Origin of the sequence: Acidovorax delafieldii (assembly GCF_007993815.1) — a bacterium.
Taxonomy (GTDB): Bacteria; Pseudomonadota; Gammaproteobacteria; order Burkholderiales; family Burkholderiaceae_C; genus Acidovorax; species Acidovorax delafieldii.
Map to the genome: position 1 here is coordinate 496,194 of NZ_VJWE01000011.1, position 23,782 is coordinate 519,975.

Sequence of the window (23,782 nt, forward strand, 5' to 3'; positions counted from 1 at the left end):
TGGACCACAATCCGGCAACATGAGCCCCAGCCAGATCATCGTCCTTGCCACACCCGTCTTCTTCCTGCTGATCGCCATTGAGCTGGCCATTGGCTTCAAGCGCCAGCGCAACACCTACCGTCTGGCCGATGCCGTCAGCAGCATCAGCCTGGGCATGCTGAGCCAGACCAGCGCAGTGTTCACGCGGCTGCTGCGCATCGGCATCTACACGGCCCTGTTCGAGCACGTGGCGCTGTGGCGCAACGATGCGTTCTGGACCAGCCTGCCCGGCTGGCTGCTGGCGCTGGTGTTCTACGACTTCTGCTACTACTGGCTCCACCGCATGGGGCATGAATCGGCGGTGCTGTGGGCCGCGCACGCGGTACACCACCAGAGCCAGGACTACAACCTCAGCACCGCCCTGCGCCAGACCAGCTCGGGCGCGCTGCTGGGCTGGATCTTTTATGTGCCCATGGCACTGGCGGGCGTTCCGCCGCTGGTGTTCGGCGTGGTGGCGCTGATTGACCTGCTCTACCAGTTCTGGGTGCACACCGAGCAGGTGGGACGCCTGGGCTGGTTCGACCGCTGGTTTTGCAGCCCCAGCAACCACCGCGTGCACCATGCCGTCAACGATGCCTATCTGGACAAGAACTACGGCGGCATCCTGATCGTATGGGACCGGATGTTCGGCACCTTCAAGGATGAAGACGCGCAGGAGAAATGTGTTTACGGCACGCGCGGCCTGCTCAACAGCTGGGACCCGCTGTGGGCCAACGCCCAGGTGTACGCCGGGCTGGCGCACGACAGCTGGCACGCATGCAGCTGGCTCGACAAGCTCAAGGTCTGGATCAAGCCGCCGGGCTGGCGGCCTGCGGACGTGGCGGAGCGCTTTCCCAAGCCGGCCTTCAGCATGGCGCAGATGGCGCTCTACCACCCACCGATGTCGCGCGCCGTGCAATGGTTTGCACTGGTGCAGTTTGTGCTGCTGCTCGGGGGCGTGGCGGCCTTTTTGTGGCAGGCCGATACGGCGCCGCTGGCGCGCAACGCCGTCTGGTTCGCCGTGCTGCTGACAGTGCAATGGTCGCTGGGCGCTGTGATGCAGGGGCGCCTTCGCATGCTGATGGCGCTGATGCTGCAAAGCGCGGCACTGGCCACGGCCACCAGTGCGCTGGGGTTCACACAATGGCATTGGCTGTTCAAACCGCTGACCATGGCGATTGCTATTATTTTGGTAGCTGCCAGTGCATATTCGACTAGCGCAAGAGGTGCACCAGGTGCAAAAACTCCCTGGGCCTTGCTGATCGCGGCCCTGGGCGGGTCATTGGCGGGGGATGTGTTCCTCATGTTCCAGGGCTTCTTCATCCCCGGCCTGGTGAGCTTTCTGGTAGCGCATCTGTTTTATGTGGCGCTGTTCAAAAGTGGACAGGCATGGTTTCCGCACCGGGGTGCGCTGGTGGCCACGCTGGGCATCGGCGTGGCCATGTACGCCTTTCTGTGGGCGGGCGGCCTGCCGCCTGCATTGCGCGCCCCCGTCGCGGCCTATGTGCTGGTGATTGCGCTGATGGCGGCCCAGGCCATTGGCCGCGCCACCGTGTTGCGCGACGCCGCTTCGCTGTGTGTCGCCATCGGCGCCGGGTTTTTCATGCTCAGCGACTCGCTGCTGGCCACCAACCGGTTTGTGACGCCCCTGCCCATGGCGCAGGTCTGGGTGCTGGCGACGTATTACGCTGCGCAGGCGCTGATCGTGGCAGGCATGCTGCGGGGCACAGCCCGCGCAGAGCCCAGCTCTGCCACGCCCCTCACACCCCAAACAGATCTTGCCCGCTCGCCTTCGGCGGCGTGACCCCCAGGTGGCGGAACGCCGCCAGCGTGGCAATGCGTCCACGCGGCGTGCGCTGCAGGAAGCCCTGCTGGATCAGATAGGGCTCGATCACGTCCTCGATGGTGCCGGCCTCTTCGCCAATGCTGGCCGCGATGTTGTCCAGCCCCACGGGGCCGCCATCGAAGCGGTGGATCACGGCTTCGAGCAGCTTGCGGTCCATCACGTCAAAGCCTTGCGGGTCCACATCGAGCATGGCCAGCGCCTTGTCGGCAATGGGTTTGGTAATGCGCCCATCGCCCTTGACCTCTGCATAGTCGCGCACCCGGCGCAGCAGCCGGTTGGCAATGCGCGGTGTGCCGCGCGAGCGGCGGGCGATCTCGAAGCCACCTTCCTCATCCATCGGTGCATGGAGCAACCCGGCACTGCGCTGGACAATGCGCGCCAGCTCCTCGGCCGTGTAGAACTCCAGCCGCGCCACGATGCCGAAGCGGTCGCGCAACGGGTTGGTCAGCATGCCCGCACGCGTGGTGGCACCCACCAGGGTGAAGGGCTGAAGGTCCAGCTTGATGCTGCGCGCCGCCGGCCCCTCGCCGATCATGATGTCGATCTGGTAGTCCTCCAGCGCGGGGTAGAGGATTTCCTCCACCACGGGTGACAAGCGGTGGATCTCGTCGATGAAGAGAACGTCGTTCTTTTCCAGGTTGGTCAGCAGCGCCGCCAGGTCCTTGGGCTTTTCCAGCACCGGGCCGCTGGTCTGGCGCAGGTTCACGCCCAACTCCGCCGCGATGATGTGCGACAGCGTGGTCTTGCCCAAGCCGGGCGGGCCGAACAGCAGCACATGGTCCAGCGCCTCACCCCGCTTCCTCGCCGCGCCGATGAAGATTTCCAACTGCTCCCTGGCCTTAGCCTGGCCCACATACTCCTGCAAGAGTTTGGGGCGCAGGGCACGTTCGATGGCCTCCTCTTGGGGGGAAACGGGAACTGCGGAGATGACGCGTTTGGCGGGGGCGGGGGTGAAATCGTCGGTCTGGATGGTCATTGCCGTAGCTTACTTACTGGTTCGCCCAGGCGTAGTAAGCGACTCCTTCGTAGCGGTAGTCAGGCATGCTGGCCTGGATGAAATCCCGCTCTGAGGGGCTGGTCGTATAGAAATGCACGCCTTTCGAGAGACGGTAGAACCGATAGACAGGAATCCCACCTCCTGCTGCACTGGGCATTGCGTACCAAGCGATGCCCTCCAGCTGGAAATCCGGGTTGCTGCGTTGCACGCTATCCCGCTCTGCAGGATTGATGGTGTAAAAATGTGCCCCGCCGGTGAGGCCATAAAAGCGGTACACCGCACTGTTACCCGACTGCAGCGCCGCTTGGGCATAGAACGCAATGCCTTCGTAATTGAACACCGGAAAATTCACGATGGTGTTGTCGCGCTCTGCTGCGCTGGTGGTGAAGAAGTGGGCCCCCGTGGTGCCGTTAAAAAAACGGTAGACGGGCACACGCACTCCGGACGACGGTGTCTGCGGCTGGCCAGACGACAGCCAGTTTTTCAGCGCAGTGTTATATGCGACATCAAAGCGGCCATAGAACTCGGGAGACGAGATGGAGGTGCAGCTTGCGCTGCCACCGTACAGTGTCCCAATGACCTGGGTGCCGCCTTTGAACAGAGCTGAACCGCTGCTACCGCCTTCGGTGGTACCTTGGCTCCAGTTGACACGATAGAAATTGCCCGACGAACCCACGCACTGGAATTGGGTTCCACTGGTGGCCGTGCAGGAAGTCAAGCTGTTCAATGCGCCAATACTCACCTTGAGCAAATCACCCCGGGGATGATGCAGGCCCACCACCGACGCGCCCGTGGCCTGCGTGCTGGCATCCCACCCGGCAAAGAAGGCCCCCGCTGGCGGCGTGTCGTTGAGCTTGAGCAACGCCGTGTCGGTAACGTCCGTCGCGTAGAGCAACACCGCACCATTCAGGCGCTTGGTGGTTGCGCTGGAAAGGGTGCGGCTGTTGCATGTCGGAGCACGGTAAAACCAGTCGGTCTGCAGCGAAGACGCCTCTGTCTGGGTGGATATGCAATGGTTGGCCGTCAGAAAGTACGGTGTGCCAGAAGACTGCGCGTCATTGAGCAGCGTACCGGTACATACATAGGTCCCACCACCGGACGTAAAGATCATGCGGGCAACGGCGTTGCGCTGGTTGGCATAGGCCTCATAGCAACTGGCGTCCAACTGGCACGAAGCCGATTCGTTGATCTTGGCAGTCAGTTCACCTTCTGTGGGAATCGACAGATTTTCGAAGATGTGGGAGACGCGTGGCACCGAGATATCCACGGCGTCCGGGGCTACGCCAGCGGGCAACTCCAACTCCAGGGTCACCTCGTGCGAACCCAGGTCCGGGGACCACCAGGTCTGGCCGTCGATCGAGGTGTCGCCCGCCTGCGCATTACGTTCAATGCGCTGCATCACTTCATGCCCGGCAATCTGAAAAACTGAGGCTGCATCTGCTTGGCTGTACACACGCAGTACAGCGCCTGGAGGCAGCTTTCGGGCGACCACCCCCAGGCGCAGGCCATAGGCCCCCTCGGCGGAGAAGCTGATGGCGGCCACCTGACCGCCGCTGGAAGTGGGGGTCCAACGGAACTGCTGCAATGTTTGCGGTGCGGCTCGGGTAGCTGCTACGTCACGCGCAACGCCCACTTGGCGCGGACCGATGCCACCGCCTGCGGGAGTTGCCTTGGCCTCGGCCAAAGCGCCCAGGCTCACCAATGAGGGTACAGGCGGGGACGCCAGCATACTGCGCGACTTGACGTTGGACACCCCCTGGTCGGCACTGACAGGCTGCACCCACCCATCTACTTGCAGCACGGCAGAGGAAGTCTGTGCAAGGCCTTCCTGGCCCCCGCCGCCACACCCCGCCAGCAGCGCAGCCGCTGCCGCAAACCCCCACCCCAACCGAGCGAACATATTAGATTTCATTTTTTCCCCTGGCCCCAAACAAATCATCATTGAACACTGAAATGCGCCGCGACGAAAGCCAACCGTGACTACTTTGCCAGCGCCTTCAGCGCCAGCTTGATCCCCTCACTCACCCCCACCTCCGCTGGCAGCGCCTTGAGCGCCGCAGCCGCCTCCTTGTCGCTGTAGCCCAAAGCCAACAGCGCCTGCAGAATGTCGGCTTGCGCATCGCTGGTGGCCGCGCCGTGCACGGCGCCCATGTCTGCACCCAGCTTGCCCTTGAGCTCCAGCAACAAACGTTCGGCCGTCTTTTTGCCGATGCCTGGCACCTTCACCAGCCGCCCCGCCTCCTGCAGAGAAATCGCCTGCGCCAGGTCACTGACGCCCATGCCGCTCAGGATGGACAAGGCCGTGCGCGGCCCCACACCCGAAATCTTGATCAGCTCACGAAACGCCTGGCGCTCAGAGGCGGTTGCAAAGCCGTACAGCAGCTGCGCATCCTCACGCACGATGAACTGTGTCAGCAGGCTCACACGCTCGCCCACGGCGGGCAGGTTGTAGAAGGTGCTCATGGGCACATTCACCTCGTAGCCCACGCCGTGGCAGTCCAGCAGCACCTCAGGGGGATTCTTCTCCAGCAGGGTGCCGGTCAATTTGCCTATCATTGATGTCCTTTGACGACGCGGGCATGACATGCCGCGCCGCCGTTCTTGCTGTTTTCCGTTGCCTGACTGGAATTATCCGCGTGATCCTGCGCCACACCTTCACCCCCCACAACAACACCCGGCTCACCCACCTGTGTGGCCCGGCCGATGCGCACCTGCGCACCATCGAGGTGGCCTTGCAGGTGAGCATTGCGCACCGGCACGAGCAGTTCAAGGTCGACGGCCCCAAGGCCAAGGCCACGCAGGCGATGGAGCTGCTGCAGGCCCTGTATGAAATGGCCGAGCGCCCCATTGGCGAGGACTATATCCAGCTGATGCTGGCGGGCGACAGCGAACTGCTGGAGGCCCCGGACGACGCCATCATCCTCAACACCCGCCGTGCGGACCTGCGCGGGCGCACCCCCACGCAGAACCTGTACCTGCAGAACATCGCCACGCACGACATCACCTTCGGCATCGGCCCTGCCGGCACCGGCAAGACGTATCTCGCCGTAGCCAGTGCGGTGGATGCATTGGAGCGCAGCAGCGTGCAGCGGATCGTGCTGACCCGCCCGGCGGTGGAGGCTGGAGAGCGCCTGGGCTTTTTGCCCGGCGATCTGGCGCAGAAGGTGGACCCTTATCTGCGCCCGCTGTACGACGCGCTGTACGAGCTGATGGGACACGACAAGGTGCAAAAGGCGTTTGAGCGCAACGCCATCGAGATTGCGCCGCTGGCCTTCATGCGCGGTCGCACGCTGAACAACGCGTTCGTCATCCTCGACGAGGCACAGAACACCACGCCCGAGCAGATGAAGATGTTCCTCACCCGTATCGGCTTTGGCGCCAAGGCCGTGGTGACCGGTGACGTCAGCCAGATCGACCTGCCCAAGGGGACGCTGAGCGGCCTGATCGACGCCGAGCGCGTATTGAAGCGCGTCAAGGGCATCTCGATCACCCACTTCACCAGCGCCGACGTGGTGCGCCATCCGCTGGTGGCCCGCATCGTGGACGCCTACGACGCCCCCCGCCGTTCCGCAGCGACCCGTACCCGCGACTGAACTCCTAATTTGATAGCTACTTACGCTTATAAATTGGGCGCCGGTAGCCTAAAACACCTCAAATGTCTTTAAACCAACTCTCCTTGTCGCTGCAGTTCGGCCCGTTCGACGGAGCCGCCGCCCACCGCGCCGTACTGCCACGCCACAAGGTCACCCGCTGGATTCGCCACGCGCTGGCCACCGATGCCGAGATCACCGTGCGCATCGTGGGCACCGAAGAAGGCCAGCAGCTCAACCGCGAGTACCGCAAGAAGGACTACGCCACCAACGTGCTTACCTTCGACTACACCCAGGAACCCGTGGTGACCGCCGACCTGGTGCTGTGCGCCCCCGTGATCGAGCGCGAGGCGAAGGAGCAAAACAAGAGCCTGGAAGAATACTACGCCCACATGCTCGTGCACGGCACGCTGCACGCCCAGGGCTGGGACCACGAGACGAGCGAGGCCGACGCCGAGGAGATGGAGGCGTACGAGACCGACATCCTGCGCGAGCTGGGCTTTGCTGATCCTTACGCGACCTCCTGAACGCCATTCCGACTGCCGAGGGCAGTGGCGAAATTTTTACCATTTGGTACAAAATGCTCGCATCTGCCGGGGCCAGGCGGTACCTTGATAAGCGACGATTGACTCCTCCAGCGGGCGTCTCGCAGACCTGCCGGCACTCCCGCCGCGCGCAGCGCCTGTCCCCCCCTTTTCTTTGAGGAGTCTTCTCTGTGATGCATTTCCAGCGACCCCCTGCGCCCGCGGCGAATTCGGGCCTGCCCTACTTGTATCGCGCTTTACTGCTGGCGGCGCCACTCGTTCTGGCGGCCTGCGGGGGCAGCAGTGGCGAATCAACGCCCGCCGGACTCCCGGCCCCTTCCGGCTTCAGCGTGGCGAGCTACGGCCCCAAGACCTACAACTTCGGCTGGGCCGTCACCCCGGGCGCAACGCGCTACGAACTGTTCGAGGACCCTGATGGCGCAGCAGGCCCCCAGCCTGAGGCGCTCGAAAGCACCGGCGCCGCCAATAACGTCACCAGCGACACTGTGCGGATTCAGGTGCCACTGCACGAGCGGGTGAACGCCAGCTACCGGCTGCGCGCCTGCGACGCGAGCGGCTGCGGCCCGTTCACTGCCGCGGTAACACCCGACATCACCCAGGCCATAGGACGGTTCGACCTTGCTGGCGGCGATCTGACCAAGCGATTTGGAGCCTACGAGAACACCATTGCCCTTTCGGCCGACGGTTTAACGCTGGCCGTCGGTTCGCCCCGCGAGGGCAGTTCAGGTGACCTGGCAGGGGCGGGCGCGGTGTACGTCTTCAGCCGCAGCCAGTCAGGTATTGGCATGCCAGCCCCTGCCTGGGGTCTGCGGGCACGGCTGGAAGGCAGTAGTCCCGCCGCAAAGATGGCCTTTGGCGCCAGCCTGGCGCTGTCGGCCAACGGTCACACGCTGGCAGTGGGTGCGCCCGAAGAAAGAAGCAATGCACGCGGCATCAACGGCGATGCGACCAACCGCGACGCGTATGGCGCGGGGGCCGCGTATATCTTCACCGACAACGGCAGCACCTGGATCCAACGGGCCTATATCAAAGCCCGCAACACGGCAGCGAAAGTCGAGACCTGCAGCCGAGGGGACATCACGGGCACAGCTGTATTTCCATGCACCCCCCAACACTTTGGCTTCAGCGTGGCGCTGTCAGCCGACGGGAACCTGTTGGCTGTGGGGGCCCCAGAGGAAGGGGCCAACTTCACCACAAACCCATGGGGGGGCGTCAACAGTGGAGCGCTCTCTTACATGGGTGAAACCATATTTGGTGGTGGCGCAGGCGCTGTTCATACTTTTACCCGCAATAAAGACGGAGCCTGGGTCGAACAGGCGCATCTACCAGGGAGCGGAGCCGATGCCAGCTTGGTCCGCTTTGGGGCGGTTGTAGCCCTGTCCAGCGACGGCACCGTGCTTGCGGCGAACACCGACAAGAACGTCTCGGTCCTGACACAGCTCGGCGATACCTGGAGTGCACCTGCACAGGTGTGGCGCGTACCTGTCACCAGTTGGGGGCAAGGTTCGCACAACCCCTTTGCAATGTCCAGGGACGGAAGCACACTGGCGGTCTTGGACCGCTCTGCAGGTCCTGACATTCAGCTGCGAACATTCACACGCACGGGGGACGTCTGGACGCAGCAGCCCGCACTGCCGGTCAAAATGGCCGACCAGGGCTTTTCCAACAATGTGATGCTGTCGCTTTCTGCGGACGGCCGCACGCTCGCCTTGGGCGACTTCAACGAAGCGAGCAACGCCTCTGGCATCAATGGCAACCCCAACAACGAAGCCTTACCTTTAGCTGGATCCGTCAATGTCTACCGCCGCGACGGCACCACGTGGGGCCATCGCGCCTACCTCAAGGCTCCCCAATCGGAAACACTTGCGCGCTTCGGTGCCAGCGTCGCCTTGTCCAGTGATGCCCGCACCCTGGCCGTAGGTACCGGCCGTGCCACGTACGGCGTGGCCCCCATCAAAGCCGACACCGCTTATTTGTACTGATGGCATCGGTGGTGGGAGCCTCGCTGGCGAGGGGGGCGAACCCCTGACGAGGTTCATTGCAGGCAAAGGTGTTGCACCTAGGCTGTTGCCAACGGCGTCCACGCCACCGCCTACCATTGATGAATGTTTGACACCTCTTTGCTGCTCACCGCCGCCTTCGTCGCCGGCGCCCTCAATGCCGTTGCCGGGGGCGGCAGTTTTCTGACCCTGCCCGCCCTCGTCTTCACTGGCGTGCCGCCTGTGGTGGCCAATGCCACGGGCACGGTAGCCCTGCTGCCGGGGTACATGGCCGGCGCATGGGGTTTCCGCGAAGACACGGCCCCGCCGCCGGGGCTGTCGATGCGCCTGTTGGTGGTGCTCTCACTCATCGGGGGCGCGGCCGGGGCCGCGCTGCTGCTGGTCACGCCCGACGCCACCTTCCGCCGCGCGGTTCCCTGGCTGCTGCTGGCGGCCACGGCGCTGTTTGCATTCGGGCCGCAGCTGCGCCGGATGCTGGCGGGCGGCAAACCCTCCACCGCCAAGGCCACGGTGGGCGTGCTGGCGGTGGCTGCCTATGGCGGCTATTTCAACGGCGGGCTGGGCATCCTTCTGCTGGCGCTGTTCGGCCTGCTGGGGCAGACGAACCTGAACGCTATGAACGGCCTCAAGAACTGGGTGTCGGCCCTGCTTACCGCCATTGCCGTGGCCATCTACGCCGCTGGCGGCGTGGTGCTGTGGCCGCAGGCGCTGATGATGATGGTGGCCGCCACAGCAGGGGGCTACGGCGGGGCACGCTTGGCCCGCAAGCTGCCCCCGGCGGTGTTACGCTTGGGAGTCGTAGCCACCGGCCTGGCGATGTCGCTGGTTTTTTTTGCGCGGCAGTAAAAGTCGGACGTCCGCGCGGCAACGTGGTTGCTGCTGCCTCTACCGAGGCGCGAGCGGGGGCTCGTCAACACGGGCTTGCGCCGCACCGCCCCTTCAACGATGCATCCATCCGCCCAGGCAGTTATCCGCCCACTGAGGAGATCTCATGTCTAACGTCACACCTTTGCTCAGTTCCGTCACCGCCAACGCGGCCCTGCGCAGCCTCGGTGGCCTTGCCACGCCACGCTGGCGCGCGGCAGGCATCAGCACCAGCCTGATGTTGTCGCTGCTTCTTTCCGCCTGTGGCGGCGGCAGTGGAGACAACGCCAGCGAACCACCGCCGCCTGCCCCTACACCTACCTCCGTGCCGGTTCCCGGGACGCCCAACGGAGCATTCGACACCATCGGCACAGCGGAATTCAGCCTGCGCTACGGGGTGGAGCGCTACGACTTCGTCTGGAGCCCCTCGGCCCCAGCCACGCACTACGAGCTCTGGGAGGACCCGGACGGCCCGGGTCCGCTGCCCGAGGCGCAGGCCGGCTCTGCGATCACCGGCACACGGCACACCTTTGAAATCAAGCAGCTGCACCAACGGGTAAACGCCACCTACCGGCTGCGCGAGTGCAATGGCACCAGCTGCTCCTTCCGGGCCACCACGCTCGCGCCGGACGCGCTGCGCGCGCACTTCCTCTTTGACCGCCAGGGCAGCAGCGTGCTGGCACCGTTCAACCCCACCGCTGGCACCCCGGTGCTCGTCGCGGCGGACCTCAAGACGCTGGTGATCGGAGCGCCCGACCCGGTGAGCACCACCACCTTGCCCCGGCCAACGCCCGCCGTTGACGACAGCGCCGTCCACGTGTTCGTGCGCAGCGCCGTGGGCGTGGCCTGGCAGCCGCAGGCCCGACTGCAGGCGAGCAATCGGCGTGCGCCGGCCTGCAACAACGTGGCCCAGGATTACTGCCACTCGTCCTCCTTCGGCGCCCAGCTGGCGCTGTCCGCCGATGGGAACACGCTGGCAGTCAGCGCTACCGGAGAGACCGCCAACGCCCGGGGCGTCAACGGCGATCAGGCCAACACCGACAGCATGGCCGCGGGCGCGGTGTATGTCTTCGCCCGCACTGGCGGCAGCTGGAGCCAGCAGGCCTATGTCAAGGCCAGCAACACGCCGGCACGCAACAACACCTGGTGCAACCTTTCTTATTGGGCCACACAGCCCTGCGACGGGCAGAACTTCGGCGCCAGCGTGGCCCTGTCCGCCGACGGCAATCTGCTGGCCGTGGGCGCCATCGGTGACGACAGCAAGTCCACCGGCGTCAACGGCGATGCGAACGACACCTCGGCGGTCTTTGCGGGCGCCGTTCACACCTATGCCCGCACCGGCTCCACCTGGGCGCCGCAGGCTTACCTCAAGGCCAGCAACACGGATGCTGGCGACGGGTTCGGTACGTCGGTGTCCCTTTCGGCCGATGGCTCGACCCTGGCCGTCGGCGCCATCTTCGAGCGCAGCAGCGCCACCGGCGTCGGTGGCAATCAATCAGACAACGCGCAATCGCCCTTTGGAGCCGTCTATGTCTTCAGCCAGGACCGCGGCAGCTGGAGCCAGCAGGCTTATGTGAAGGCCCCCGTGAACACGGTCGTCGGCGGCACCGAGCCAATGAGCTACTTCGGCGGACGCACAGCCCTGTCCGCCCATGGCGAAACCCTGGCGGTGGGCTCTGTGCGGGGCATGGCTTTCGTTTATGCACGAACCCAGAACACATGGCAAGCCCAGGCCCACATGTTCCCGGCCGGACCCAACGTCATTCGATTCGGAGAGGCGGTGGGTGTGTCGGCGGACGGAAACAGCGTGGTCACTGCGGCGCAGGATGTGGGGAGCGAAGCCTCCGCATTTACGCTTTACTTCTTCAGCCGCACCGCCGGCACCTGGAGCCAGTAGGCACCACGGAGTCAGGCGGCACCACGCCCCAGCAACGGCGACCGCGGCAAGAAGCGAAACGCAGTCGAGGCCGCCGCCAGCATGCACGCGATGCTGACCATGACCGCCTGGTAGGGCTCGTGGCCATGGCGCTGCGCCCACGCGGCCAACAGCCCCGTGAGCGATTGCATCAGCGCCACGCCCAGGAACATGGACATGGTGTACAGCGACAACGCGCGGCCCGTCATCTCAGCGGGGTAGGACGAACGCACGTCCGCGTACTGCAGCACGCCGTAGCCGGACAGCAGCCCCATGAGGAAGATCAGCGCCACGTTGGCGGTGGCGTGGTGCCAGAAGGCCAGCAGCAGGAACAGGCTGCCCATAAGCAGGGAAAAGTGGGTGATCCAGCGCCGCCGCCGTGTGGGCCCCGGGTCAATGCGGCCAAACGCGGCGGGCACGAACAGCGCAAGCATCGACAGCACCAGGGCCACGTTGCCGCTGTCGATGAGCGAAAACCCATACCGCCCCATCAGCAGGGGCCCCAGCCACAAGCCGCGCAGAGTCAGGAAGGCGGCGTAGCAGGTCATGCCCAGGATCAGGATGCCCCAGGTGTGCGGCACCTTGAGCAAGCTGCCAAACCGGCCCGCCGCTTGCGCCCACGACTCGCGCGGACCCTGGGGTGCTTGCGCCAATGCCGGCTCGTGCACACGCAGAAAGATCAGCAGCCACGACAGAAGCGAAAACACCGCCAGCACCGCGAACCCCGCGCGCCAGCCCCCGTGCTGCACCATCCAGGCCAGCGGTGTGCCGGTGAACAACAGCCCCAGCCCGCCCACCCCCATGCCCACGCCCGAGAAAAAGGCGAAGCGCTGCGCAGGAAAGTGGCGCGAAACGAAGACGGTACAAGCCAGGAAGGCGGGAGAGCAGCCCACACCGATCAGCAGCTGGCCCACCATCAGCCAGCCATAGCCGGGCGCGAGGGCTGATACCGCGGCCCCCAGCCCCGCCAACGGGAAAGCCACCAGCACCGTGCGGCGCAGGCCGTACAGGTCCATGCCGATGCCCATGAGGAGCTGGGTCACGCCAAACGACAGGCCAAACAGGCCGGCAAACGCGCCCAGCGAGTCCGGCGAAATGCCAAAGTCCGCCTGCAGCCCTGCGGCGATGATGCTCGTCACGGTGCGGTAAGCCTGGCTGAGCGCAAAGGCCGACAACAGGCACAGGTACATCACCCAAAGGGCGCGGCGTGGCGAGGGCGGATCAGGCAGGACAGCGGGGGCGGCTTGGGTCACGGGTGAAACAGGGCTGGCAGTGGGCGCGCGGCGGGTATACGGCGGAGTGCGCACCGCATCACAAGAACAGAAGAACGGAACGCACGTGCCCGAGCCTACAGAATTTGCCACCCGCGCGTCGTCGCCGTGCGGACAACCCCACGGCCAGCTGCGGGCCGAGGCCAGCGCACGCGTTCAGCCAGCCGCCGCTGTCGCCAGCGAAGGCGCCATCCGCAGCGGGATGGTCACCGGGCCGTCATTGATGAGGTGCACCTGCATATCGGCGGCAAACTGGCCCGTGGCCACCTTGGGGTGCACCTTGCGCGCCTGGGCAACCACATAGTCGTACAGCCGCTGCCCTTCATCGGGTGCCGCAGCCTGGGTGAAGCTGGGGCGGTTGCCGCCGGTGGTGTCTGCCGCCAGCGTGAACTGGCTGACCAGCAGCAGGCCGCCACCGATGTCCTGCACGCTCTGGTTCATCTTGCCTGCGGCGTCCGAAAAGATGCGCAGCTTGAGGATTTTGGCCAGCAGCCTGTCGGCTTCAGCCTCGGTGTCTCCACGCTCCGCACACACCAGCACCAGCAGTCCCGCGCGGATGGCGCCCACGGTCTGCCCGTCCACATCCACACGCGCTTCACGCACACGTTGCAATACGCTGATCACTTCACGGCATCCTTCACATCGTCACGGGGGTCGTCGAAATGCGCCTCCACGTCGCTAGGCAGCAGCTCGATGGTGGCACGCAGGCCGGGCACGGCGGTCATCAGCGCGCGCTCGACCTGGCCGCGCAGCTCGGCGGCGTGGCGCAGGGTCCAGTCGGCGGGCATGTGCAGGTGCATGTCTACAAACTGGCGCTGGCCCGCGCGGCGGGTGGAGACATGGTCGAACCGCACAGCGCCCGGCGCCTGGGCGGCCACAAACTGCTGCAGCGTGGTGTCGATGGTGGACTGAACCTCGGGCTCCACCGCCGAATCCATGAGTCCCTGGGACGACCGCCACACCAGCTCCACGCCCTCTTTCAGGATGTTCAGCGCCACAGCAATGGCCGCCACCGCATCCAGCCACAACCACCCGGTCAGGGCAGCGCCCGCAATGCCCACCAGCACACCGGCCGAGGTCCACACGTCGGTGACCAGGTGGCGTGCATCGGCCTCCAGCGCGATGGAGCGGTGCTCGCGCGCCGAGCGGAACATCACCCAGGCCAGCAGCCCGTTCAGGGCCGAGCTGAGCACCGACAGTCCCAGGCCCCAGCCCACCTGCTCGATGGGCTGTGGGTCAAACAAGCGGTGCCCGGCCGCCCACAGAATGCCCGCCGACACGCCCACGATGAGGATGCCCTCAAAGCCCGAGGAAAAGTATTCGGCCTTGTGGTGGCCGTAGGGGTGGTCGTCATCGGCTGGCCGTGCCGCCACCGTCACCATGGCCAGCGCAAACATGGCGCTGGCCAGATTCACAAACGACTCCATCGCGTCAGACAACAGACCCACCGAGCCCGTGACCACCCAGGCCAGCGTCTTGAGCGCAATGGTGACCACCGCCACGGCCACCGAGGCCCACAGTAGGTTGCGGGGTGAAAGCCAGGGGTGGGATGCGGGAGAAGGTGCAGACATGGTGGGTAGGCGAAGGAGCGGAAACAGGCAAGTCTGAAATTACACCAGAGCCACCTTAAGAACCTGTTCAGAATCTGAGCGCTTCAACAGCAGGCCCCAGCTAAGAGCCTGTTCAACGTCTTTTTGGAGTCGCACAACGCCCTTGCCGGGATGGGATGCAAGGCGCGGGGCGCAATGGATAGCCCCGCTATCCACAAGCGCCGCAACGCCGCAGACCGTCCGGCAAGGCACTTGCCCGAAGGGTTGGAGTGAAATCGGGCCGATGAACTCGGAGTTTTGGCGCCCCGGCTGCTTGCATGGGCACGAGCCCATGCGGCGCATCCGAAGCATCCACTCCTCCCGATTGCACTCCAATGCGATCTCCAAAAAGACGTTGAACAGGCTCTAAGGCCCCCATGCCAGAATCCGCGCATGCTCCCCGCCTGGCGCCGCCTTTTGCCCCGACACGCCCTGCACCTGCCCAGCCTGCTGTTGTGGGTGGCAGTGGCCTGCATCGGTTGCGGCTGGCTGGTGGTGGACCGCCTGCAGCAGCTGCACGCGGCGTTTGAGACCGACGCGCGGATCGTGCACCGGCTGCTGAGCCAGCGCGTGGTGCAGCACGACGCCATCATGGCCACGCTGGCGCTGCTGCAGCCAGCCGCTGCGGTGGATGACCTGCACAACGCGGCATCGCCCCTGCCCCGCCTCACGTCGGTGTATCCGCAGATCCTGGCGGTGCTGCAGCGCTCGGCCCACAGCGACTGGCCGCCCGCACTGCAGGCCGAGCTGACAGCCGCCGAGGCCACCTCACGGCGCACCGGCCACGCCGCTACGGCAGGCCTGAACCTGCCCGCAGGCCGTTACTACCTGGTGCTGGCGGGCACGCCAGCCAGTTATGCGCTGCACATCGACCTGCGCACCACCATCCCCACTGACGAGTGGCCCATGGACATGGCCGCCAGCCCGGTGCGCGTGACGCTGGAGCATGGCGGCACGGCCTTTGTGGTGCAGCCCGGCCAGGCCGACCAGGGCAGCGGCATCCGCACCTACGACTTTCACAAACTGCTGGCCGCCGCCAGCCAGCCGCTGGACGTGGTGGCCCGCCGCACCGTGGGCCTGCACGAACTGCCCTGGTGGCGCATGTTGGGCTGGTGCCTGCTGACCGCAGCGCTGTGGGCCGCAGGCCGCGCACTGTGGCGCCAGCGCGTGGCGCGCCAGCGGGCCGAAGAGCTGCTGCGCCTGGGCCAGGTGGCGCGGCTGAACACATTGGGCGAATTGGCCGCTGGCATGGCCCACGAGCTGAACCAGCCGCTGACCGCCCTGCTGTCCAGCACCCAGGCCGCCCAGCGCCTGCTGGCCGACGACCCACCCGACCTCGACACCGCACAGACCGCCATGGCCCGCGCCGTGGAGCAGGCGCGCCGCGCATCCACCGTGGTGGGCCGCCTGCGCCGCCTGGTGGAGCGGCCCGACCTGGCCGGTCAGGCCCAGCCCCTGGCACTGCCCACCGCCGTGCAGGACGTGCTGCACCTGCTGGAGCCCGAGCTGGCACAGCGCGGCGTGGTGCCCGAGGTGTTGGCCGCCGCAGACCTGCCCCCGGTGCTGGCCGAACCCGTGGCCCTGCAACAGATCATCCACAACCTGCTGATGAACGCGCTGCAGGCGCTGGAGCAAGTGCCCCCCGCTGAACGCCGGCTGCACCTTGCCATGGCGCAGGCTGGTGCCGGACAGGTGGCGCTTTCGGTGCGCGACCACGGCCCCGGCATCCCGCCCGAAGCACGCCAGCACCTGTTCGAGCCCTTCTACACCACACGCAACGGCGGCCTGGGCCTGGGCCTCACGCTGTGCGAGAGCCTGGCGCAGGCCATGGGCGCGCAGCTGAGCCTGGCGCCCGAGGCCACGCCCTCATCCGCCGCCCAACGGGGGGCAGAGTTTGTGCTGACCCTCAACGTCGCACCACCCACCGATGACCGATAGCGCCCCCTCCCTCTCGCCCCTGATCCACCTGGTGGACGACGATGCTGCCGTGCGCGAGGGCCTCTCCCTGCTCATCAGCACCGTGGGCCTGCGCGTGCAGACATGGGCCGACCCGCAGTCCTTCATGGCCGGGTTTGACCGCGCCAGCATCGGCGCCATCGTGCTGGATGTGCGCATGCCGGGCATCAGCGGCCTCACGGTGCTGGAGCAACTGCTGGCCCAGGGCGTGGACCAGCCCGTGATCCTGCTCACCGGCCACGGCACGGTGGAGATGTGCCGCCGCGCGTTCAAGACCGGCGCGGCCGAGTTTCTGGAAAAGCCGGTGGACGACGAAGTGCTGATCGAAGCCCTGCAAAACGCCGTGCGCCAGCATGTGCGCTCGCGCGAACGCCACCAGGCCGACCAGCAGGCGCGCGAGCGTTTTGCGCAGCTCTCGGCCCGCGAGCGCGAGGTGCTGGGACTGATCGTGGAGGGTCTGACCAACAAGGAAATCGGCCGCGCGCTCGAACTCTCGCCCCGCACGGTGGAAACACACCGCGCCAACCTGTTTGCCAAGCTGGGGGCCGAGTCGCTGGCGCAGCTGATCCGGCGCTACGCGGCGCTGGTGGACGCGGCCGCGTGAGCTGCCCCTTGGCCGGCTTTCCGTAGTTCTACGGAGGCCCGCGCGTAGCCGCCCGAATGGCCGAAAACGGCGGCCATTTCTACAGTTCTCCCACGGCGCCACAACGGGTGGCACCGACCCAGAAACACCGGAGAACACCATGCAAAACCGCCTCGCCACTGTCGCCGCCCTCACCCTGTCCCTGATCGCCACCGCCGCCAGCGCCGAAGGCGTGCGCACAGAAAAGAACATGTCGCTGGACCTGGCCACGCAGATCGCCGCGCAAACCGTGGCCACCTGCACCGCCAACGGCTACGCCGTCACGGCCACCGTGGTGGACCGCGCAGGCACCGTGCGCGCGGTGCAGCGCGCCGACAACGCTGGCCCCCACACGCTGGAGGCCAGCCGCCTCAAGGCCTACACCTCGGCATCGGCCAAGAACACCACGCTGGCCATGATGGAAGGCGCACAGAAGAACCCCGCTGCGGCCAACCTGGTGAACATCCCCGGCTACCTGCTGCTGGGCGGCGGCGTGCCGGTGAAGGTGGGCAACGAGGTGATCGGCGCTGTGGGCGTGGGCGGTGCACCCGGCGGCCACCTGGACGAGCAGTGCGCGGTGGCGGGCATCGCCAAGGTGCAGGATTTGCTGAAATAAGCCAGCCCCACCACAGGCAACTGAGCATTCAACAGAGGCCCCCATGAAGCCGTGGAATCTTGTTTTCGCCCTGGCCGCCGCACTGGCCTGTGCCACCCCGGCCCAGGCCCAGGTGCCACCCACGGCGGCCGAAACAGCGGCCTACCAGGGCCTGCATGCCGCTGCGGCGCGGGGCGATGTGCCCAGGCTCACCCAGCTGATCGCAGCGCGGGCCAACGTGAATGCCCGCGATGGCTACGGCCGCACGCCACTGCATGTGGCCACCTATGCGCGGCAGGCCGATGCCATCCGCGCCCTTGCCCAGGCTGGGGCCGACCTGAATGCGCTGGAGAACGACCGCTACGACGCCGTGACCATCGCCGCCGTGGCCGACGACGAGGCCACGCTGCGCGTGCTGCTACAGCTGGGCGCCAGCGCCAAACAGGTGACCAGCCGCTATGACGGCACGGCCCTGATCGCCGCCGCCCACCTGGGGCATGACGGCGTGGTGCGTCAGTTGATCGCCGCCGGGGCGCCGCTGGACCATGTGAACAACCTGCACTGGACGGCGCTCATCGAGTCCATCGTGCTGGGCAACGGCGGCCCGCGCCACCAGGCCACACTGCAAGCCTTGCTACAGGCGGGGGCCAGCCAGGCACTGACCGACCGGCAGGGCAACACGCCCCTGCAGCTGGCGCGCCAGCGGGGCTTTGGAGAGATGGTGCGGATGCTGGAGGCTGCCGCAGCACGGCGCTGATGCCGCCAGTGCAGGACGCGCACTTACTATCAAATTGATAGCTTTTGGCGCATGATTGACTAGCGCATCCGGCGCTTTTTACTCAAAGTCCTGGGTTCCCGTCACCAGGCGGGCCTTCACGGTCTTGCCCTTCACCCGGCCCTGGTTCAGGCGCTGGGCAGCTTGGGCGCCGATGGCACGGTCCACCGCCACATAGGTGGAGAAGTCGTTCACGTTGATCTTGCCGATCTGCTCTCGGGTGTAGCCCATCTCGCCGGTCAGCGCGCCCAGCACGTCGCCCGCACGGATCTTCTCCTTGCGGCCACCGATGATCTGGATGGTGACCATGGGCGGCACCAGCGGGCCGTTGCCGGTCGGTGTCAGGTCGGCCACAGGGAACCAGCGCGACTCTCGGCCCTGCAGTTGTTCGATCTTGCCCACGCTGCCCATCTCGTCCAGGCTGGCCAGGTTCAGCGCCAGCCCTTCGGCATCGCCCCGGCCCGTGCGGCCGATGCGGTGGATGTGCACCTCGGGGTCGGGCGTCACGTCCACGTTGATCACGGCGGCCAGGTTGGCAATGTCCAGCCCGCGCGCGGCCACGTCGGTGGCCACCAGCACCGAGCAACTCTTGTTGGCAAACTGCACCAGCACCTGGTCGCGCTCGCGCTGCTCCAGCTCGCCAAACAGCGCCAGCGCGCTGAAGCCCTGGGCCTGCAGCACGGCCACCAGGTCGCGGCACTGCTGCTTGGTGTTGCAGAACGCGATGGACGAATCGGGCCGGAAGTGGTTGAGCAGCAGCGACACGGCATGCAGGCGCTCGCTGTTCTTCACCTCGTACCAGCGCTGCTCGATCTTGCCCTCGGCATGCTGCGCCTGCACGGTGATCTGCTCGGGCGACTTCATGAACTGGGCGCTCAGCTTGGCGATGCCCTCGGGGTAAGTGGCCGAGAACAGCAGGGTCTGGCGCTCTTTGGGACACTGCTTGGCCACCACGACGATGTCGTCGAAGAAGCCCATGTCGAGCATACGGTCGGCCTCGTCGAGCACCAGGGTGTTGAGCGCCTCCAGCGTCAGGTGCTGGCGCTCCAGGTGGTCCATCACCCGGCCGGGTGTGCCCACCACGATGTGCGCGCCATGCTCCAGGCTCAGCATCTGGCCGCGCAGCGGCACGCCGCCGCACAAGGTCACGACCTTGATGTTTTCTTCGGCGCGCGCCAGGCGGCGGATTTCAGTGGTCACCTGGTCGGCCAGCTCGCGCGTGGGGCACAGCACCAGGGCCTGTACCGCAAAGCGGCGGGGGTTGAGGTTGGCCAGCAGCGCCAGCGCAAACGCGGCGGTCTTGCCGCTGCCGGTGCTGGCCTGGGCGATCAGGTCCTTGCCCAGCAGGGCGGGCGGCAGGCTGGCCGCCTGAATGGGCGTCATCGTGGTGTAGCCCAGCTGCTGCAGGTTGGCCAGCATGGCGGGGCTCAGGGCCAGCGCGCTGAAATCAGCGCGGGCTTGGTTTTCTTTGGAGGTCATGGGCCGATTATCCGGTGCGGGGTATCCGGGCAACTACCTTACGCCCCCGTCAGGTGTATCGGCTATAACAAACAGATACGTACCGAGCGGTCCATGCCAGACTCATCCAACGCAGCCAACACGCCAGGTCAAGGGGGTTCCAGCGACTCGCTGCTGCGCCTGATCGCCGACTCGGTCCCGGCCCTGATGGCTTACTACGACCTGCCGGGACTGCGCTGCCAGTTCGCCAACCAGGGCTACGCCGCCTACAACGGCCACAGCACAGAATCCATCCTGGGCCTGACCGTGCAGGAGGCGATTGGCGACAAGGCCTGGCAGGCCATCCAGCCGTACGTGGAGCGCTGCTCGCACGGTGAGCGCGTGAAATACACGCGCGAGCAAACCCTGCCCAACGGCGAGGTGCGGATGATCGAGGTCAACCTGATCCCGCATTTTGGCAACGCGGGGCTGCAGCTCGGCTCCTTTGTGCTGATCACCGACATCACCGAGCGTTGGCGCGCCGAGCGCGAGGTGCGCCAGAGCGAAGAACGCATGCGCAAGTTCACCGAGGCCACGGACGAGGCCATCGTGTTCCATCGCGACGGCATCATCACCGACGGCAACGAGGCACTGTACCGCTTGACGGGATTTGCGCTGCACGAAGTGCTGGGCCTGTCGATCTTCAACTTCATCAGCCCCGAGTGGCGCGCCACCGCGCTGGAATACACCCGCAGCGGACGGGAGGATCCGTACGAAGTCACCATCCGCCACAAGGATGGGCATGCCATCCCCGTCGAGGTCGTCGGCAAGACCATGCCCCTGCACCATGCCGACTACCGCATCGTGGTGGTGCGCGACATCACAGCCCGCAAACAGGCGCAGGAGCGCGAAGCCTTCATCGCACTGCACGACCCCCTCACACAATTGCCCAACCGGCACTTCCTGATGGAGCAGCTGTCGCAGGTGCTGTCGCTGGCCCGCCGGCGGCATGGCCGTGTGGCGGTGCTGTTCATGAACCTGGACCATTTCAAGACAGTGAACGACTCGCTCGGCCACCATGCGGGCGACCAGCTGCTGTGCAACGTCGCCGAGCGACTGCGCCAGGGTGTGCGCGATGCCGACGTGGTCGCGCGCATCGGCGGCGACGAGTTTGTGGTGGTGCTGACCGACGTGCAGACGCCCGATGACGCGGCCATGGTGGCCGACAAGCTGCTGGAGTCCATGCACGGCGTTTTCACGGTCGATCAGCTGCCGCTCACCATCTCCCCGTCCATCGGCATCAGCCTGTACCCGGACCACGGCGGCAGCGCCGACATGCTGCTGCGCTGCGCCGATGCGGCCATGCAGCATGCCAAGGACAGCGGGCGCGGCAACCGCCAGTTCTACGCCACCAGCATGGAGGCCAGTGCCCTCGATGTGCTGCACCAGGAGCGCCTGCTGCGCGACGCCATTGCACGCAACGACTTCGTGCTGCATTACCAGCCGCAAATTTGCCTGGCCGACGGCTCGCTGCAAGGCCTGGAAGCGCTGGTGCGATGGCGCCACCCCGAGCGTGGGCTGGTGGGGCCCGACGAGTTCATCACGTTCTCGGAGTCACGGGGCCTCATCACGCCCATCGGCCGCTGGGTGATGCGCGAAGCCTGCCGCCAGCTCAAAGCCTGGCAGGACCAGGGCCTGGCCAAGGTGCCCGTGGCAGTCAACCTCTCGGCCCTCGAATTCCGCCAGCGCGATGTGGCCGCTGAAATCGCGGCCGTCCTCCAGGAAACAGGGCTGGCACCGCAATACCTGGAGATCGAACTGACCGAGTCCGTGCTAATGCACCAGACTGGCCAGACCCTGAACACCCTGCACGCCGTCAAGGCGTTGGGCGTCGGCATCTCCATCGATGACTTCGGCACCGGGTACTCCTCCCTGGCATATCTGAAGCGCTACCCCATCGACAAGCTCAAGATCGACCGGTCATTTGTCACCGACACCCCCGGCAGTGCCGACGACGTCGCCATCGTCACCGCCATCATCCAGATGGCCCGCAGCCTGCAGCTCAAGACGGTGGCGGAAGGGGTGGAGACGCAAGGGCAGATCGCATTGCTCAAGGAACTGGGGTGCGATGTGATCCAGGGGTTTGTGGTGTCGGTACCCATGGATGCCCTGGCCACCGGCAGCTGGCTGGAACGCCAGCCACCGCAATAGCGGCAAGTTGTCCGCTGGCCCCCCTGGCTTGTGGACAATAGCGGCATGCCCCTCATCCCCGACTTCATCGCCCCCACCCGCCACACCGACCCGGCCGACGCCCTGGCCCAGGTGCAGCGCATATACCAGCAACAAATTGGCCACCTGCGCGACGCCATGCAGCGTTTTGTGGCGGGCGAGACGCCCGAGGGCCCGGTGCGCGCGTTCTACCCGTTTGTGCGGGTACACACCACCACCGTGGCGCGGGCCGACACCAAGCTGGCCTACGGTTTTGTGGAGGGCCCGGGGCGCTATGAGACGACGCTGACCCGGCCCGACCTGTTTGCCAACTACTACGCCGAGCAGTTCCGCCTGCTGCGCGCCAGCCACAACGTGGAGCTGGAAGTGGGAACCAGCACCCACCCGATTCCCATCCATTTCTCGTTTGCAGAGCACGACCACATCGAGGGCACGCTGACCCAGGCCCGCCGCATGCTGATGCGCGACGTGTTCGACCTGCCCGACCTGGCCGCCATGGACGATGGCATCGCCAACGGCACCTGGCAGGCCGCCCCCGGGGAGGCGCAGCCGCTGTCGCTGTTCACCGCGCCGCGCGTGGACTACTCGCTGCACCGCCTGCGCCACTACACAGGCACTGCGCCCGAGTGGTTCCAGAACTTCGTGCTGTTCACCAATTACCAGTTCTACATCGACGAGTTCGTACGCCTGGGCCACGCCGAGATGGCCAAACCCGACAGCGAATACATTGCCTTCATCGAACCCGGCAACGTGGTCACGCGCCGCGTGGGCCTGAGCGCCGAGGCAGGCGACGACCTGGGCGCCGCTCCACCCCGCCTGCCGCAGATGCCCGCCTACCACCTGGTGCGCAAGGACGCGAGCGGCATCACCATGGTCAACATCGGCGTGGGCCCGGCCAACGCCAAGACCATCACCGACCACATCGCCGTGCTGCGCCCCCATGCCTGGATGATGCTGGGCCACTGCGCAGGCCTGCGCAACAGCCAGCAGCTGGGCGACTACGTGCTGGCCCACGCCTATGTGCGCGAGGACCATGTGCTGGACGAAGACCTGCCGCTGTGGGTGCCCATCCCGGCGCTGGCCGAAATCCAGCTGGCGCTGCAGCAGGCGGTGGCCGATGTCACGCAGATCAGCGGCGCGGACCTGAAACGTGTGATGCGCACCGGCACCGTGGCCAGCACCGACAACCGCAACTGGGAGCTGCTGCCCGACAACACGCCGCAGCGCCGCTTCAGCCAGAGCCGCGCCGTGGCGCTGGACATGGAAAGCGCCACCATCGCCGCCAATGGTTTTCGCTTTCGCGTGCCCTACGGCACCCTGCTGTGCGTGAGCGACAAGCCCCTGCACGGCGAAATCAAGCTGCCCGGCATGGCCAACCACTTCTACCGCGAGCGGGTGGACCAGCACCTGCGCATCGGCATGCGCGCCATCGAGATCCTGCGCAACGGCGGCGTGGACCGCCTGCACAGCCGCAAGCTGCGCAGCTTTGCCGAGGTCGCTTTTCAGTAAACGAGGGCCCCGGGGCCGCTGCGT

At 66.1% G+C, this 23,782-nt stretch carries 19 protein-coding genes; 12 read left to right on the top strand and 7 right to left on the bottom strand.

Going from position 1 to position 23,782, the window contains the following annotated elements; translation table 11 throughout:
* The first annotated feature begins 19 nt into the window (after nucleotides 1-19).
* Entirely contained in the window at nucleotides 20-1,822 is a 1,803-nt protein-coding gene (locus ATF69_RS05010; RefSeq protein ID WP_146870077.1) for a lysoplasmalogenase family protein, read from the top strand.
* Here ATF69_RS05010 and ruvB read toward each other — a convergent pair.
* From ruvB to ruvA, 3 genes are all read right to left on the bottom strand, one after another.
* A complete protein-coding gene (ruvB, locus tag ATF69_RS05015) occupies nucleotides 1,779-2,840 on the bottom strand; it encodes a Holliday junction branch migration DNA helicase RuvB (protein ID WP_056059575.1) in 1,062 nt (353 codons plus the stop codon). The two genes, ATF69_RS05010 and ruvB, sit on opposite strands and share 44 nt — an antisense overlap.
* Before the next feature lie 13 nt (nucleotides 2,841-2,853).
* Entirely contained in the window at nucleotides 2,854-4,761 is a 1,908-nt protein-coding gene (locus tag ATF69_RS05020) for a trypsin-like peptidase domain-containing protein (RefSeq protein ID WP_244303656.1), read from the bottom strand.
* 80 nt (nucleotides 4,762-4,841) lie between these two features.
* Nucleotides 4,842-5,417, bottom strand: a complete 576-nt coding sequence (ruvA, locus tag ATF69_RS05025; RefSeq protein WP_146870079.1) for a Holliday junction branch migration protein RuvA — start codon at nucleotides 5,415-5,417, stop codon at nucleotides 4,842-4,844.
* Nucleotides 5,418-5,497: 80 nt separating this feature from the next.
* Between ruvA and ATF69_RS05030 the strand changes: the two genes are divergently transcribed.
* The 5 genes from ATF69_RS05030 to ATF69_RS05050 all read left to right on the top strand — a co-directional run bounded on the left by ATF69_RS05030 (nucleotide 5,498) and on the right by ATF69_RS05050 (nucleotide 11,757).
* The gene (locus ATF69_RS05030) at nucleotides 5,498-6,454 is read left to right on the top strand and encodes a PhoH family protein (protein ID WP_146870080.1); all 957 of its coding nucleotides are present in this window, start codon (nucleotides 5,498-5,500) and stop codon (nucleotides 6,452-6,454) included.
* A 62-nt stretch (nucleotides 6,455-6,516) separates the two neighbouring features.
* On the top strand, nucleotides 6,517-6,978 hold the full coding sequence (gene ybeY / locus ATF69_RS05035) for an rRNA maturation RNase YbeY (RefSeq protein ID WP_146870081.1): 462 nt from the start codon (nucleotides 6,517-6,519) through the stop codon (nucleotides 6,976-6,978).
* Between the two features lie 188 nt (nucleotides 6,979-7,166).
* Complete coding sequence (locus ATF69_RS05040; protein ID WP_146870082.1) at nucleotides 7,167-8,978, top strand: hypothetical protein; 1,812 nt, start codon at nucleotides 7,167-7,169, stop codon at nucleotides 8,976-8,978.
* Between the two features lie 123 nt (nucleotides 8,979-9,101).
* Nucleotides 9,102-9,842, top strand: a complete 741-nt coding sequence (locus ATF69_RS05045) for a sulfite exporter TauE/SafE family protein (RefSeq protein ID WP_146870083.1) — start codon at nucleotides 9,102-9,104, stop codon at nucleotides 9,840-9,842.
* 145 nt (nucleotides 9,843-9,987) lie between these two features.
* Nucleotides 9,988-11,757, top strand: coding sequence for an FG-GAP repeat protein (locus ATF69_RS05050; protein WP_146870084.1), 1,770 nt, complete (start codon nucleotides 9,988-9,990; stop codon nucleotides 11,755-11,757).
* An 11-nt stretch (nucleotides 11,758-11,768) separates the two neighbouring features.
* On the opposite strand, the gene ATF69_RS05055 is transcribed toward ATF69_RS05050, so the two are convergent.
* The 3 genes from ATF69_RS05055 to ATF69_RS05065 form a co-directional block, all read right to left on the bottom strand.
* A complete protein-coding gene (locus ATF69_RS05055) occupies nucleotides 11,769-13,028 on the bottom strand; it encodes an MFS transporter (RefSeq protein WP_146870085.1) in 1,260 nt (419 codons plus the stop codon).
* 174 nt (nucleotides 13,029-13,202) lie between these two features.
* The gene (dtd, locus tag ATF69_RS05060; RefSeq protein WP_146870086.1) at nucleotides 13,203-13,670 is read right to left on the bottom strand and encodes a D-aminoacyl-tRNA deacylase; all 468 of its coding nucleotides are present in this window, start codon (nucleotides 13,668-13,670) and stop codon (nucleotides 13,203-13,205) included.
* Nucleotides 13,667-14,617: a cation diffusion facilitator family transporter gene (locus ATF69_RS05065; RefSeq protein ID WP_146870087.1), complete on the bottom strand. Its 951-nt coding sequence runs from the start codon at nucleotides 14,615-14,617 to the stop codon at nucleotides 13,667-13,669. The genes dtd and ATF69_RS05065 overlap by 4 nt, the downstream gene beginning before the upstream one ends.
* Before the next feature lie 411 nt (nucleotides 14,618-15,028).
* Here ATF69_RS05065 and ATF69_RS05070 point away from each other — a divergent pair, with 411 nt between their 5' ends.
* From ATF69_RS05070 to ATF69_RS05085, 4 genes are all read left to right on the top strand, one after another.
* Entirely contained in the window at nucleotides 15,029-16,573 is a 1,545-nt protein-coding gene (locus ATF69_RS05070; protein WP_146870088.1) for a sensor histidine kinase, read from the top strand.
* A complete protein-coding gene (locus ATF69_RS05075; RefSeq protein WP_056059589.1) occupies nucleotides 16,563-17,195 on the top strand; it encodes a response regulator transcription factor in 633 nt (210 codons plus the stop codon). Before ATF69_RS05070 ends, ATF69_RS05075 begins: the two co-directional genes overlap by 11 nt.
* Before the next feature lie 139 nt (nucleotides 17,196-17,334).
* Complete coding sequence (locus tag ATF69_RS05080) at nucleotides 17,335-17,829, top strand: GlcG/HbpS family heme-binding protein (protein WP_056745563.1); 495 nt, start codon at nucleotides 17,335-17,337, stop codon at nucleotides 17,827-17,829.
* A 43-nt stretch (nucleotides 17,830-17,872) separates the two neighbouring features.
* Complete coding sequence (locus tag ATF69_RS05085; RefSeq protein WP_146870089.1) at nucleotides 17,873-18,565, top strand: ankyrin repeat domain-containing protein; 693 nt, start codon at nucleotides 17,873-17,875, stop codon at nucleotides 18,563-18,565.
* A 78-nt stretch (nucleotides 18,566-18,643) separates the two neighbouring features.
* Here ATF69_RS05085 and dbpA read toward each other — a convergent pair whose 3' ends face one another.
* Complete coding sequence (gene dbpA / locus ATF69_RS05090) at nucleotides 18,644-20,062, bottom strand: ATP-dependent RNA helicase DbpA (protein ID WP_099731364.1); 1,419 nt, start codon at nucleotides 20,060-20,062, stop codon at nucleotides 18,644-18,646.
* A 93-nt stretch (nucleotides 20,063-20,155) separates the two neighbouring features.
* On the opposite strand from dbpA, the gene ATF69_RS05095 reads away from it, so the two are divergent.
* Together ATF69_RS05095 and ATF69_RS05100 are read left to right on the top strand one after the other, a co-directional pair.
* Nucleotides 20,156-22,231: a putative bifunctional diguanylate cyclase/phosphodiesterase gene (locus tag ATF69_RS05095; protein WP_146870090.1), complete on the top strand. Its 2,076-nt coding sequence runs from the start codon at nucleotides 20,156-20,158 to the stop codon at nucleotides 22,229-22,231.
* 45 nt (nucleotides 22,232-22,276) lie between these two features.
* On the top strand, nucleotides 22,277-23,758 hold the full coding sequence (locus ATF69_RS05100) for an AMP nucleosidase (RefSeq protein ID WP_056745571.1): 1,482 nt from the start codon (nucleotides 22,277-22,279) through the stop codon (nucleotides 23,756-23,758).
* Nucleotides 23,759-23,782: the final 24 nt, after the last annotated feature.

What these genes read in the sequence shown, in the direction of transcription:
- ATF69_RS05010 (WP_146870077.1), top strand. Translation starts at nt 20, where the DNA reads ATGAGCCCCAGCCAGATCATCGTCCTTGCCACACCCGTCTTCTTCCTG.
- ruvB (WP_056059575.1), bottom strand. Translation starts at nt 2,840, where the DNA reads ATGACCATCCAGACCGACGATTTCACCCCCGCCCCCGCCAAACGCGTC.
- ATF69_RS05020 (WP_244303656.1), bottom strand. Translation starts at nt 4,761, where the DNA reads ATGTTCGCTCGGTTGGGGTGGGGGTTTGCGGCAGCGGCTGCGCTGCTG.
- ruvA (WP_146870079.1), bottom strand. Translation starts at nt 5,417, where the DNA reads ATGATAGGCAAATTGACCGGCACCCTGCTGGAGAAGAATCCCCCTGAG.
- ybeY (WP_146870081.1), top strand. Translation starts at nt 6,517, where the DNA reads ATGTCTTTAAACCAACTCTCCTTGTCGCTGCAGTTCGGCCCGTTCGAC.
- ATF69_RS05045 (WP_146870083.1), top strand. Translation starts at nt 9,102, where the DNA reads ATGTTTGACACCTCTTTGCTGCTCACCGCCGCCTTCGTCGCCGGCGCC.
- ATF69_RS05050 (WP_146870084.1), top strand. Translation starts at nt 9,988, where the DNA reads ATGTCTAACGTCACACCTTTGCTCAGTTCCGTCACCGCCAACGCGGCC.
- ATF69_RS05065 (WP_146870087.1), bottom strand. Translation starts at nt 14,617, where the DNA reads ATGTCTGCACCTTCTCCCGCATCCCACCCCTGGCTTTCACCCCGCAAC.
- ATF69_RS05070 (WP_146870088.1), top strand. Translation starts at nt 15,029, where the DNA reads ATGCTCCCCGCCTGGCGCCGCCTTTTGCCCCGACACGCCCTGCACCTG.
- ATF69_RS05075 (WP_056059589.1), top strand. Translation starts at nt 16,563, where the DNA reads ATGACCGATAGCGCCCCCTCCCTCTCGCCCCTGATCCACCTGGTGGAC.
- ATF69_RS05080 (WP_056745563.1), top strand. Translation starts at nt 17,335, where the DNA reads ATGCAAAACCGCCTCGCCACTGTCGCCGCCCTCACCCTGTCCCTGATC.
- ATF69_RS05085 (WP_146870089.1), top strand. Translation starts at nt 17,873, where the DNA reads ATGAAGCCGTGGAATCTTGTTTTCGCCCTGGCCGCCGCACTGGCCTGT.
- dbpA (WP_099731364.1), bottom strand. Translation starts at nt 20,062, where the DNA reads ATGACCTCCAAAGAAAACCAAGCCCGCGCTGATTTCAGCGCGCTGGCC.
- ATF69_RS05095 (WP_146870090.1), top strand. Translation starts at nt 20,156, where the DNA reads ATGCCAGACTCATCCAACGCAGCCAACACGCCAGGTCAAGGGGGTTCC.
- ATF69_RS05100 (WP_056745571.1), top strand. Translation starts at nt 22,277, where the DNA reads ATGCCCCTCATCCCCGACTTCATCGCCCCCACCCGCCACACCGACCCG.